11 protein-coding genes are annotated in these 12,743 nt (G+C 63.7%); 6 read left to right on the top strand and 5 right to left on the bottom strand.

What is annotated here, in order from left to right; genetic code table 11:
* Positions 1–273: 273 nt before the first annotated feature.
* The gene (locus RT460_RS09190) at positions 274–501 is read left to right on the top strand and encodes a hypothetical protein (RefSeq protein WP_313318558.1); all 228 of its coding nucleotides are present in this window, start codon (positions 274–276) and stop codon (positions 499–501) included.
* Positions 502–802: 301 nt separating this feature from the next.
* Positions 803–1,996, top strand: coding sequence for a GGDEF domain-containing protein (locus RT460_RS09185; RefSeq protein WP_313318556.1), 1,194 nt, complete (start codon positions 803–805; stop codon positions 1,994–1,996).
* On the opposite strand, the gene RT460_RS09180 is transcribed toward RT460_RS09185, so the two are convergent.
* The gene (locus tag RT460_RS09180) at positions 1,955–2,641 is read right to left on the bottom strand and encodes a transposase (RefSeq protein WP_313318554.1); all 687 of its coding nucleotides are present in this window, start codon (positions 2,639–2,641) and stop codon (positions 1,955–1,957) included. The genes RT460_RS09185 and RT460_RS09180 overlap by 42 nt on opposite strands.
* A gap of 160 nt (positions 2,642–2,801) precedes the next feature.
* Between RT460_RS09180 and RT460_RS09175 the strand changes: the two genes are divergently transcribed.
* Both RT460_RS09175 and RT460_RS09170 read left to right on the top strand, forming a co-directional pair.
* Positions 2,802–4,751 carry a S9 family peptidase gene (locus RT460_RS09175; RefSeq protein ID WP_313318553.1) on the top strand — a complete coding sequence of 650 codons (1,950 nt, stop codon included), beginning with the start codon at positions 2,802–2,804 and terminating at the stop codon, positions 4,749–4,751.
* 62 nt (positions 4,752–4,813) lie between these two features.
* A complete protein-coding gene (locus RT460_RS09170) occupies positions 4,814–5,548 on the top strand; it encodes a hypothetical protein (protein WP_313318552.1) in 735 nt (244 codons plus the stop codon).
* A gap of 116 nt (positions 5,549–5,664) precedes the next feature.
* Here RT460_RS09170 and RT460_RS09165 read toward each other — a convergent pair whose 3' ends face one another.
* The 4 genes from RT460_RS09165 to RT460_RS09150 all read right to left on the bottom strand — a co-directional run bounded on the left by RT460_RS09165 (position 5,665) and on the right by RT460_RS09150 (position 10,855).
* Positions 5,665–6,222, bottom strand: coding sequence for a hypothetical protein (locus tag RT460_RS09165; protein WP_313318551.1), 558 nt, complete (start codon positions 6,220–6,222; stop codon positions 5,665–5,667).
* 29 nt (positions 6,223–6,251) lie between these two features.
* Positions 6,252–7,613, bottom strand: coding sequence for a hypothetical protein (locus RT460_RS09160; protein ID WP_313318550.1), 1,362 nt, complete (start codon positions 7,611–7,613; stop codon positions 6,252–6,254).
* Positions 7,610–8,716: a hypothetical protein gene (locus RT460_RS09155; RefSeq protein WP_313318549.1), complete on the bottom strand. Its 1,107-nt coding sequence runs from the start codon at positions 8,714–8,716 to the stop codon at positions 7,610–7,612. The genes RT460_RS09160 and RT460_RS09155 overlap by 4 nt, the downstream gene beginning before the upstream one ends.
* A gap of 150 nt (positions 8,717–8,866) precedes the next feature.
* Positions 8,867–10,855 carry a PEP/pyruvate-binding domain-containing protein gene (locus tag RT460_RS09150; protein ID WP_313318548.1) on the bottom strand — a complete coding sequence of 663 codons (1,989 nt, stop codon included), beginning with the start codon at positions 10,853–10,855 and terminating at the stop codon, positions 8,867–8,869.
* Between the two features lie 220 nt (positions 10,856–11,075).
* Here RT460_RS09150 and RT460_RS09145 point away from each other — a divergent pair, with 220 nt between their 5' ends.
* A complete protein-coding gene (locus RT460_RS09145) occupies positions 11,076–12,176 on the top strand; it encodes a crosslink repair DNA glycosylase YcaQ family protein (protein ID WP_313318547.1) in 1,101 nt (366 codons plus the stop codon).
* A gap of 147 nt (positions 12,177–12,323) precedes the next feature.
* Positions 12,324–12,719: a hypothetical protein gene (locus RT460_RS09140; protein ID WP_313318546.1), complete on the top strand. Its 396-nt coding sequence runs from the start codon at positions 12,324–12,326 to the stop codon at positions 12,717–12,719.
* The last annotated feature ends 24 nt before the right edge of the window (positions 12,720–12,743 follow it).

The following is a 12,743-nucleotide window of genomic DNA, read 5'->3' as shown; positions in this document are numbered from 1 at the left end:
CGGTGTCTCCTTTGGGAAAACTAACACCTGAGCAGGTTTTCAGTGGGTCATTACAGATCTTCCATCTCAGCCGATGGGACTGGCCCAGGGCAATCTTGCTGCTCTTTGGTCAGCGGGAGTGAGAAATGGAGAGGGAGAAGGGATTCGCCGTATTGGAGTACCTGTATCGGGATGCGGGTAACTGGAAGACGCATGGCGCAGTTTTGCTGCGCGGCAAGGTTCGGGACGCCGATGCTGCGATTCGCTCTTGTTTAGAGCAAGGAGAGCTTTTTCGTGCCGGAGCAGGTATTACTGCCAGCCTTGCATCCGCAGCATTCGCGCGATCACGAAGATGGTCCTAATGATCTGGACCATGCGTTTCATGAGTTCGCGGGGCTGCGGGATGCCCTGGAAGAGGATCTATTGTCGCTGTCGCCGTGTGGCTCGCTTGTCCAGCTGGTTTCGTTGTTTGTTGCTGCGCAGGGCAGGTGGGATGTGCGTTGCTCGCGACGCGTGGATTGAGGCATGCGAAACCGGGGTCAGAGTGAGATTCCGGAGTGAGATTCCGCTTCGATCAGGGGACTAGCGGCGGGCGAGCACTGATCTAGCTGGCGGCCAGGCGTAAGAGTTGCCGGCAGGCCGTCACAAAACGTCTCGAGGCGCGTGCAAATCCAATTGCCTCAACCGATTTCGGTACCATACCGCCCGGGGACAACGCAGTTTGCCGGGGGGCTAACGGCAGCGTTGCGATTTCACGTTGGGCATTGATCGGTCCGCATCGCGGGCGGCTATGCCTTTGTCTGCCCAAAGTATCGAATGCCTGATGATCGCCACCCTCCTAGTCGGCATGCTCTGCGTCTACCTGCTGAGCTTTACCGTGATGTTCCTGCTGATCAGCCGCCGCCTGCGTGGCGAGAAGATGGGCATGGATGTGTTTGCGGTCGGCAACCTGATGCTGGGCGGTGCTTACGTACTGCAGCTGCTGGAGGGTGCGCCGGGCTGGAACCTGATGAGCGTTGCCAACCACACGCTCACGCTCTGCTCGTTGCTGGCGTATTGCGTGGGCGGTGCACGCTTCTTTGGCTTGAATACGCCGTTGTTGCGGCCCTTGTTGTGCCTTGCCTTGGGCTACTGCGCAGCGCAGGCCTTGGCCAATTGGGGGTGGGGTTCGCTGGGGCGCTACGTCATGCTCGCGGGTGCCTGCGCGGTGTGGTTTGTTGGCATGGTGGCAATGCTGGTGCACGGCATGCGCAGCTTCGCTCGGGATCTGCGCGGTGAGATGCTGTTGTTCGCAGGCCTGATCAGCGGCATCTGCGTATTGAATGTGATCAAGCTGGTCAAACTGCTGAGCGGTGGATTGGCAGGCTTGGCGGCGGACCAGCAGTTCCAGATGGTGTTCTACGTCTACATGTGTTCGCTGGCTACCATTCTTCCGCCTTCGATTGTGTGGTTGGTGCTGCGCCGACTTACCGATACGCTGCGCGCAAGTGCCGCCTGCGATCCGATGACGCAGTTGCTCAATCGGCGTGGTTTGAGTGCCGAGCTGGAAGGCTACTTCCGTCGTGGCAGGCAAGCGCATCTGCTACTCATCGATGTGGACCATTTCAAACACATCAATGACAACTATGGCCACCACGTTGGCGATGCAGTGCTGTGCGGGGTAGCGGATGCGTTGCGTGGTGCTGTGCGCAAGGAGGATCTGCTCTGCCGGCTTGGCGGCGAGGAGTTTGTTGCCATCTGCGTGGGCGGCGATGACCCATCGGCGCTTGCTCTCGCAGAACGTGTGCGCGAGGCGATAGAGCGCAAGCCAATGCTGCAAGGCCCGGACTATGTGGGGCTGCGCTGCACCGTGACCATCGGCGTCTCGGGCAGTTTTGATAGCGAAGCCGGCCTGGACCATGCCCTGCAGGAAGCCGACGCGGCGCTATACCGGGGCAAGCACGCCGGCCGCAACCGGGTGGAAGTGAAACCGGGGTCAGAGTCGGGTTTTCGGCCGGCCGCTCTTGCGCGGGCTTAGGCTGCGTCCCAGTTGCTGTTCGATGGATGCGCGAAAGCGGTCGTTGCCCATGGGCTGCTGCTTGTGCAGATGCGTGCGGAACTGCTCGGCGTCCTCTGCATTGATCTCATCTACCAGCACCTTGTAAGCCATCTGACGCTGTTGCAGGGTGGGACCAAGCCGTTGATAGCAGACGTGCGCCTGCAGGGCGGGGTCGGGCATGCCGAGGGCATTGTGGCGGTAGCTCGACCAGGCATAGTCTTCGGGGCGCGCAACCATGCGGGCGCGGACGGGGTTCAGTTCGATATAGCGATAGCAACGCAGTAAATGCTCATCACTGGCGACCAGATGTGACTTGTAGCGGCCCTCCCAAAGGGTGCCCGTTCGCGTATAGGCATCGTTGACATAGCGGACATAGCGCCGGCCCAGCGATTGCATCATGTGACTGATGGCACCTGCTTCCGTGGGCGTAATCAGCAGGTGGACGTGGTTGGTCATCAATACATAGGCGTGCAGGCCGCAACCGAACTTGATGGACAGTTCCCGCAGGTCCTGCAGGTAGCGCGTGCGGTCGATATCGCGGAAAAAGCAGGGCTGCCGGTCATTGCCGCGCTGGATCACGTGTTGCGCTATGCCGGCCAGGTCGATACGCGGTTGCCGTGCCATGTGCGGTCCCGTCCAGGTGTCCAACGGTGAGGGTGGGCGGGATGGGGGATGAAGGCTATCCCTGTAGCCGGGGTGGTGGTGTAGGAACTCGACTCTGACCCCGGTTTTGCCCCATGCTCCGCCTACCAGTGGGGTCTGGGTTGCCAGGGAGGGGATCGGTATGCGGTTCTGGTTGGCGTTGTTTCTATGCGTGGTGTCGGCCGGGGTGCGGGCAGCGGATGCCGTGGACCTTACGCCCTATGTCCAGCAGGACGTCTATGAGTGGGTGAAGATTTCACCCGACGGCAAGCATTTCGCGGTGACCAAGCCGCTGGAAGACCGTACCGCCTTGCTTATCCTGCGCCGTGAGGATCACGCCTTCACCGCCAAGATCATGGGCGGGGCGGACTCGGTGGTGGATGACTTCTGGTGGGCCAACGATGAGCGCGTCGTGGTCTCGCTGTCACGCAAGCAGGGCTCGCGCGATGAGCCGGTGTCCATCGGCGAGCTGCACGCGGTGAACGTGGACGGCAAGTACAGCATGTTGTTGGCCAGCCCTTACGGCGTGCGCGAGCATGCGGGCCTGGTCACGGAAGTGCGCAACACGCTCGAGCAGATGGTCTACATGCTGGACCCATTGGCGGGCGATACACGCAATGTGCTGGTGTCGGCGGTGCCCGTCACCAACGATCCGTTCGTGCGCGTAGAGAAGCTGGACATCTACAACCGCAACCGCATCCGCATTGCCGAGGTGCCGGTACGGCGTGCCAGCTTCATTTCCGATCAGGCCGGCGAAGTGCGCTTTGCAGTGGGCGCCAATGTCGACAACATCTCCAAGCTGTATTACCGCGACGCCCGCGGGGAGGATTGGCGGCTGATCAACGATGCCGGCAGCAGCGGTCAGCGCCGCTTTCCCTTGGGTTTCAGCGCGGACGGAAAGCTGGCCTACCTGCAGGTGGAGCAGGCTAGTGGCCCGGACAGCATCGTGTCCTGGGACCCGGTTACCGGCAAGGAAGTGGAGCTGCTGCGCGATGCAGTGGTCGATCCTTACCAGATCCTCTATGACCTGGACGGCAAGACACCGATAGGTGCATCGTTCATGCACGAGCGCATCAGCAACCGCTTCTTCGATGAAGCCGCGCGCACGCCGCGCCTCTATCGCAGCCTTGAAAAAGTGTTCGTGCACGACGCGGTGCGCATGACCTCGGCTACCGCCGATGGTCGCTATGTGTTGCTGTTCGTCTGGGGCGACCGCAACAACGGCGACTACTTCCTGTTTGATACCGAACAGAAGAAGGCCGACCGTATCTTCAGTCGCCGCGAATGGTTCGTGCCAACGCAGGTGCCGCCCTCGCGCCTGGTCAACTTCCGTGCGCGTGATGGCATGCAGCTGCATGGCTATCTGACCGAGCCGCTTACCGCCGCCAATGGTCCGCGGCCGATGGTGTTGCTGCCCCACGGTGGGCCCTTCACGGTGTTCGACCAATGGCGTTTCGACGACGACGCGCAGTTGCTGGCCGCTGCTGGCTATGCGGTGCTGCGGGTCAACTATCGTGGCTCGGGCAACTATGGGCGCGCTTTTACCGACGCGGGCAGCCGCGAATGGGGCGCGCGCATGCAGGACGACCTGGCCGATGCCACCCAGTGGGCGATCAAGGAAGGCGTGGCCGACCGCGAACGTATCTGCATTTACGGCGCCAGCTACGGCGGTTATGCCGCCCTGATGGGTGCGGCACGCGACCCGGGCCTGTATCGCTGTGCCGCCGGCTACGTGGGTGTCTACGACCTGGAGCTGATGCATCGCGACACCTCGCAGGGCAGTGGTTCCGGGCGCACCTGGGCGGCGGACTGGCTGGGCGACCGCCGCGAGCTGGGCGCGCGCTCGCCGGTGAATCTGGCTGATCGCATCAAGGTCCCCGTGTTCCTGGCTGCCGGCGGCAGGGATGAGCGTGCGCCGATCGAACACAGCAAACGCATGGAGCGGGCATTGAAGCGCGCGGGTGTGCCGGTGGAAACCCTGTACTACCCCAACGAGGGACATGGCTTCTACACCGAACCGCATCGGCGCGAGTATTACGCGCGCTTGCTGGGCTTTCTTGGCCAGCACCTGGGTGGCGCGACGGCAAAATGAGTCATCGACGATGGCGGGCCCATCCCTATTGCTGGCTTTTTGCGGCATTGCTGCTGATAAGCGTGACAGCGCCTGCCGTGGCAGCGACAGCCGGCAGTGACTTGCCGGTACGCATTGTCGTCAGCTACCAACACATGGGGTGGGATTTTATCGAGGAAAGCTTTGCGTTTGATCGCGCAGCCGGCCAAGGGGACTACAGACTGCGTGGCAGCTATCGCAACCGCGATGGAAACCGCCAAAATCCCGCGCGCAATGTCGCCGTTGCGGACGTGAAGGCCCTGGTCGACGCCGTACGGGCGCCGGCCTGGTCACATAGCCGTGGCGTGCGCGAGGTTGCTTCACGCATCCGGCGCGGGCAGTTGATTCCAGATGACGTGCGTTATCCGGACTCAACAGGACGGTGCAGTGCACAGACGCAGCTGGTGTTGGGTGGGCAATACGTGAAGAACAAAGGAACCGGGGCGTTGGTTGATGAGGACTTCGGTGAAGATATGCGCTGGACGGACGACGATCCGTTCGCGGCCATCCAGCTGATCTGGAGCGATGGCCGGCAACAGATGCTGCATTCCGATTCGCAGAGGGCAATGCTGCTGCCTTGGCGCATTGGAAAGCCCACCAATACCCGTGATACCGGGCCGCAGAATTGGTCCGTCGATGTCAGCGAGCGTTTGCGTGCAGTGGTTCCGTCTGACAGTTATCTGCACGAGCGCCTGGATGGCCTGGAGCGAATGGCACAACGCATCCAGGATGACGTGGGGTTTACCGTCCGCGAGCTATGCGATGAGCGGGGGAGGTGATGATGAACATCCTGTGCGCGATCGCGCTATTGCGGACAGCCCATCAGCGTGTGGGTTTGCGCCTTGGCGTTTGTTGATCAGTGACCCCAACCCCAATCCGGATTTCAGGTCTTGGATCAAGGCCTTGGCTTGGCCACCCGGTACTGCCTGTTATCAGCCTGGCTCTTGGCCGCGCTATCCGGATTGATGCAGATGCGGCCATCGCAGATGATGGCGTCCGACGCGGCGAAGGCCTGCATGACCGGTACCGCATTTTCGTAGCGCGCAAGCTCATCCTTGGCCTGCGAAAGCTCGCGGCGGTAGTAGCCCAGCACTGCCCAGCCCACCAACAGCACCAGCAGCAGGATGGAAGCGGCTGCGCCCAGCCATAGCCAGACCATGCGGTTGGCACCTTGCAGGTGGGCGGAGGTGGCGGAGACGGCGCGGCCGTATTCGGTTGCTACCGGTGATACGGCATCCTTGGCCTCGCGTGCGATCTGTGCGCTGGCGCCGCCTACCAGGCCGGCGATGTCGCTGCGCACCTGCGTTACCTGCTGCGCAAGCGCCTGCATGCGCTCGTCGAAGGCGGCGCTCATGCGTGCCTCGCGCTGGACCATTTCCGAACGCAGCATCAGCAGCGCCTTCACTGCGTCGGCGGTGCTGGCGTTGTTCGTTCCCTGGTTGCCTCTGTCCATGTTGCGTCCTTGGTGCCGTGTTCTGGTGATTACTGCCGCGCGTGTTCCTGCGGTGCGTGTTGCGGCTGCGCGACCTGGCGGTCCATCGCCTGTTGGCGGGCAAGCAGGTCATCGCCCATCTGTGCCATGCGCTGCCCTTCGTTCGATTGGGCGAAGTTCATCGCCAGTCTATCCAGCGCATCGCTGTTGCCGCTCATTGCCGCAGCCAGGTATTGGTCTGCGTGTGCGTCGTTGAAAGGGCCTGGCTGGTTCATGCCGTGGCGCTCGGCAGCCGCGGCGCCTGCAGGTGCCTGCTGTTGGCGCGGTTCCTGTGCGCGGCCCTGTTCCTGCTGTTGGGCAGGCGGCTCGGTGGTCGAGGTCAGCACGTACTGCCAGCGGGTCTGCGCTGGATTGGCCCTGGCGGCGTCCATGAAGGACGAGAAGTCCGAGGGGTGGATGGTCTGGCAACCTGCGGAGTCGGTATTGGTGCGCGAGCCGCTATGGATCTTGAAGGTGCGGTTCAAGTCCTGCATGCCGTTGGTATCGTGCTGGTTGAACAGGCCATCGCCATTGCTGTCGCGTTGCACCAGGTCGGCATCGCGTGGTGCGGTCAACTGTTCGGTCGAAGGCCGGAACGCCTGGTTGGTGCCTGCCGATCGCGGGTTTGTGTGGGTGGTGGAGCTCATTTCGATGGTGCCCTCGGCCAACCGGCCAAGATCTTCACGGCGGTCGCCGTTCACATCCTCGCCCTCGGCGCGGCGCCAGGTCACATCGGCATAAGGCGTGCGTTCGCGGCCCGGCGCGGGCTCGGCGTGGCGGTCGTACTGCGCGGTGGGTTCGGTGCTGGCGCGGTCGGCCATGTACCAGTGCCTGCCGCCGTTGGCGTCCTTGCGCAGTACCGCAATCTGGTCGTCGTACACGCCGGTGCCGCGTTGGCCGTTGCTGTCCATCGAGGCGAGCGTCGAGGTCTCCTTGCGCAGGCCGAGCAGCACGCTGTCCTGCGTGCCCAGTGCGTCGCGCGCGTTCTGGTTGCCGCGGGTTTCCACCATGCTGGCGTAGACATCGTACTTCTGCGCTTCGGTCAGCCCGACCAGCTCATTGGGTTGGTCCGCGACCTGGCTGTACTCGGGCATGCGCGGTGGCTGCGATGCCTGGCGCAGCCGTTGCAGTGCGGCCTGGTCCGGCCCGCCTTGCAATGCGCCGGACGTATTGAGCTGGTCCAGTTGCGGACGGGCACCTGCGGAGACGTAGCGATCCAGGGCTTCCTGCACCACCGGCCGCTCATCGCCGCGTGCCTGTTCAAGCAGGCGCATGGCCTCGGCGTGGTGACCCTGGCGGAACTGCGCGATCACCTGATCGGCGCTGCTGCGGATATCGATATCGGTGGCGGTGGTGGGGTGGGGATTGGTCATGATCCGCTCCTTGCCGCAGGGGCCTGCTCATCAACGAAGGGGTCGGCATAGCGCCCACTTGCCTTGGCGTCCGTATCACAGCCGCTGTCGGGGCGCGCGGCATTGCAGTGCGGTGTGGGCCATTGCGCCCGCGTTACCCGCTGCTGGGTCTGGAACGCCTTGCCATCCCAGGTAAGGAAGCCGAAGTGCAACGCATCGCCCAAGCGCCGCTCGGCGGGGATATCGGCAGGCATGGCGATGGGGTCGTAGTCATCATGACCACCACCCGGGTTGCGACTCTTGAGCAGTGCCGTCCAGCGCAACGTCGGCACCTCGCTCAAGTGGCTGAGATCGAGCTGCAACGAACCGGGTTCAACGGCAGCTTGCTCGGCCGGGGTCAATTGCGGGGCAGGCAGGTAGTGCGGGGTGACGTCGCCCAAGGTACCGTTGCTGGACCACTTGTAGACACGTGTATCGGCCAGTGCAGCCTTGCAACCCGCGGCATCGAGCTGATACGCGCCTTCAGGCGCGGCGTCGGCAACGTTGTCGATGCAACGGAACGGCCCCTGCACCAGGTAAACGGTATCGGCCGCCGAGCTGCCTTCGAAGGAACGCACGGTGATGCCTTCGAGAAAGTCCACCGTAGTCAGGAAATCGGGCCGCGCGCCACGCCCGGGTAGCGCCAGATACGCTTGCGGCTCACGGACCAGTGCCGCACGCGCTGCGCCGGGAATGAAAATGTCCTTGTCGGGGATGGCCAGCAATACCTGCGCCAGGTGCTGCGGCAACAACCCAAGGCAGGGCTTGTGCAACAGGCCGGTACTGCGCGCACGATCGCTGGGCACCTGGCTGTCGTTGGGATTCTCGGGGCACCACTGCGCGCCCATTCCCTTCTCAACCGCATAAGGCACCCACGGTTGCGGTGAGGTTGATGGCGCCTGCGGCAGTGTCGCAAGTTCGGCGGGCAACCTGTCCGTTGCAGCAGCCGTTGCCTGGGGCTGCGCTACCGGCGCGGCTGCGGCGGGGCCCGTGTCCTGCGACGCGGCGGGTTTGCACGCCACCATCAGCGTTGCCAACATCAGTGGGGCGGCGATGCGACGCGAAACAAGGGGGGCGCAGGGCATTGCGAAGGCTCCTTTGGCAGTTATGTGCGCGAACATAGCCCACGCACGTGTTCTTCCCAGTGAAGCGAGTCTAGCTTTGGCCGCGCGGGCCACCTGTTCACGTTTGAGAAGCCCGCATCCATCTGCTGCGTTGGAACCTGGGCTTGGCGGCTAGTTCCGGCTTCCATCCACATACGGGCGGGACTGAAGAATCAGCACGTCGTCGCCAACCACGGCCCACTCGATATCCTGATCCACGCCGCCCAGCGTCTGCTTGGTCTTGTTGCCGATAGCAGCCAGGCGCGCGATCAGCGGGTCGGTCAGCACCTGGCGCGAGCCGGTGATGGGTACCTCGCGTACACCACCGGCGCTGTTGGCAACCAGCTGCGTGTCTTCGGCAGAGCGGCTGAGTACCTGCACGGCCTTGGACCAAGTGGAATACATCACCTGCTCGGCTTGCCGCTTGCCTTCGACCACGCGGATGCCGAGGCCGCGCTTGGCGGAGATATAGGTGATGTGGCGGCGGGCAGCATCAAACGGGTCGCGGGTGATCATCACCCCTGAGCTGTCCGACGGGGCTGCGGCCTGCACCAGTACCGCCATGGCCACCGCATCCTGGCCCAGCCCGGCGGCGCTGCGTGCCTCGTAAGCTTCAAAGTTGTATACCGATGCCCACACCGTCTGCACTGCCCTGGCCAGTGCATCACTGCGGGTCACATTCGGCACCGTGGTGTACAGGCCCGCACCGCTGAAGCCCGGCAGGTCTTCGGAGTTCGACGAGCTGCGCACGAACACGCCCACGCTGTGCAGCTGGTTCTTCCATTGGCTGTCCAGTGCGCGCACGAATGCAGGGTCGGGTGTTGCATTGCTGATTTCGGTGCGCAGTGACGCCAGTGCAGCGCGACGTACCCCCGCGTCGGTGCTGAAACCGTGGCGACGTTGCAGGTCTTGCAGGCGTTGCGGAACCTGCAATCGCTGCATGGTCGCCTGGTAGTACGCGAACGGGATACAGAAGCCATCCGGCACGCGTGCAGCCGGCGGCAGGGCGGTCTTGAGTGCGCCAAGATTGGCTGCCTTCACGCCGCAGTGGCTGCTGTCGCGCGCGCGTAACGCTGCCAACGGCTTGAGCGTTGTCACCGACAAGTCCGGCCGCGGCAGGTTGCGGGCGATAGGCCGGGCCGCGGTGGTCGAGGGCGTGCGCGCGGGTCGCGTGCGCGGTGTCACCCGATAGTCGTTGTTGCTGACATCCAGTTCCACCCAGCGCCCGTCGTACTGACGGAGCGCATTCTGGGCATCGCGGATGTAGACGTTGGGGATGCCCCAACCCTTGGCCAGCAGATTGACGTGCGACAGCAGGGTGGAGGGGCGCTGGGTCACCAGGCCGGCAACCGGCGCCAATGCGATCGGCACTTCATCCAGCACCGGAATATCGCGGGGCGAAAGATCGCGCAGTTGAGCCTCGGTTCGCACGATGCGCAGCCTGCCTTCTGCACGGCCGGTATTCAATGGAAGGAAGCGTTGCTCGCGCAGCAAGGCCTCCTGGGTGATGAAGGGCAGGCCGACGCTGCGCGCTAGCTGCTCGTGCTGGGTGGAGTTGGTCTTGAAGCGGATGGCATCACGGAACGAGGCATGCAGGACCTGGTCGGTCTGGCGCAGCAGGGCAGCGGTGAGTTGGTCGCCTTCCCAGAATTCGTAGGTATAGCCGGGCAGGTCGCGCTGCCAGCTCACCGTGCCGAACAGGAAGCGCCGCTGCGGGTCGCGGTATTGCGCGTTGAGCGTGGCCTTGGTCATGCCCGGCAGCAGGCGCTGGTTGCGTACGAACTGCTCGTGCAGGGCATGGCGGGGCGTGTTGATGTAATAGATGCGTCCGGCATTGCGGCGGTCGATCACGAAGATGAGGTGCGGCATCTCCAGCGCCGTGCCCGTGTTGTAGACCCGGGCCAGCTGCATGAACTGCGCGCGGCTGTCGATGCGCTCAAGGTAGTCCGGCCCGGTAACGCGCGCCGGCGCAGAGGCATCCTGCTGCCGGTACTCGTAGGGTGATGGCTTGCGTGCGGTCTGCGCCAGGGCTTCACCAACGCTGCATAGCCCTACAAGGGCAAGACCGGCGACGTGAATGAAAAGCGGCCAACGGCGTGGCTGTGTGCGGGCTCGTTCCATGATGCCAGTGCGTTCCTTGGGATGGCGAATGATAAGCCACGGGCACGCGAGCCGAGATGCACGGGAGCGTCGCTCGGCCCTTGCGCCAAACGGTCCTACAACTGCGGTGCAGATATTGCGAGAATCAACCCCAGTGGCGCCAGCGCCATCGGCGTCAAGGGTGTCGATGCGGCATCCGGCGATCCAACTAACCTGCTGGAGCAACCTGCCGACTCTCGCCATGCCGCTCACTCTCGATCACCTGCGCCGCTATGCGGTCGCCCGCACGCTGTTCAAGCCGACCACCTTGATGCGGGCGATCGAGAAACTTGGTTTTGTCCAGGCCGATCCCATCCGTGCCCCCGCGCGGGCGCAGGACCTGACCTTGCGGCACCGGGTGACGGGCTACCGCGCGGGTGATCTGGAGCGGCGCTATCCGCGGCTGGCATTGGAGGAAGACTACTTCGTCAACTACGGCTTCCTGCCGCGTGCCCACCAGGGCTTGATGCACCCACGTCAGGCGCGTTTGCAATGGACGCCGGCACGCTGGAAGCAGGCGCAGGCGGTACAGGCGTTCATTGCCGAGCGCGGGGTGGTGCATCCGCGCGAGGTCGACGCGCATTTTGCCCATGGCAAGACCACCAATTGGTTTGGTGGTTCGTCCAATGCCAGTACCCAACTCCTGGATGGCATGCATTACCGCGGCCTGCTGCGCGTGGCGCGGCGGCAGGGCGGCACACGCATGTACGCGGTGCGTGAGACCGATCCCGCCGTGGAAGCGGCCGACGTCGAACAGCGTCTGGATGTGTTGATCGACCTGATCGTCAACAAGTACGCGCCGTTGCCGGATGCCAGCCTGGGGCAGCTGGTGGCGTATCTGGGCGGCGGTGTGCCGCAATGGAAGGAAGGGCGCAAGGCCGCCTTGGTGCGCGCGCGAAAGCGCTTGCAGCGTGTGCGCGTGGATGGTGTGGATTGGCTATGGCCGGAATCCGAACGCGCCGATAGCAGGCGGTGGGTTGCTGATGAACAGGTGCGGTTGCTGACACCGTTTGATCCGGTGGTATGGGACCGCCGACGCTTTGAGTTGTTCTGGGGCTGGGCCTATCGGTTCGAGGCGTATACGCCAGCGGCAAAGCGCAAGCTGGGTTACTACGCGCTACCCCTGCTATGGCGCGACAAGGTGATTGGCTGGGGCAATGTATCGGCGGCAGCCGGCAGCCTGGACGCGCAGTTGAGCTATGTGGAAGGGCGGAAGCCGCCTGAGCCCGGCTTTGCGCAAGGGCTGGAAGCGGAGCTTGAGCGCATGCGTTCGTTTCTTGGCTTGGGTTTGGATACGCCCTAGCTGCGGGGAAGGGTGATGTGGCCGGATCGGCATGCAAGCCCCTGCGCCGGTTGGCACTACACTGCGTGCTCTGGTCTGCAATGGGTGGGCCATGTTGTACCGGGGCCTGCCTTTGCATGCCGGGTTTGATCGAAAGGGAAGTCGCACGTGAGTCAGAACATTCAAGCCGCCGCCCGCAGCAGTGCCGTGCATATGGCAGTGGCCTTCGTGGCCATGGGCAGTTGGGCGGCATTTGCCAATCTGGCACATCCGATGCCGCGGCCGTTGATTGCAGGGCTGGTGCAGGGCGTACTGTCGGCGCTGATCACCTTGTTCCTCAAGCGCATGCTTGAAGCGCTGTCGGCCCGCTTGCCGGGCCGCGCAGGTTGGTGGTTGCCGCCGCTGGCGGCTGCCGCCGTATCGGTAAGCCTGCTGAGCAGCATTCACTGGCTGGCAGGTACGCCGGAGATCCTGCGCACCATCATCGTGCCGCTGTCCGTCACCACGCTCTATGCGGTGCTCTACACCATCGCGCTGCGCAAGGCTGCGCCGGCCGCCCGCTGATTCAAGCTGGCGGGGCAGTTTTCT

Source organism: Stenotrophomonas sp., from assembly GCF_032061965.1.
Classification (GTDB): domain Bacteria; phylum Pseudomonadota; class Gammaproteobacteria; order Xanthomonadales; family Xanthomonadaceae; genus Stenotrophomonas.
The sequence above is the reverse complement of the archived record's forward strand: the minus strand, read 5'-3'. Positions and strand labels throughout refer to the sequence as shown.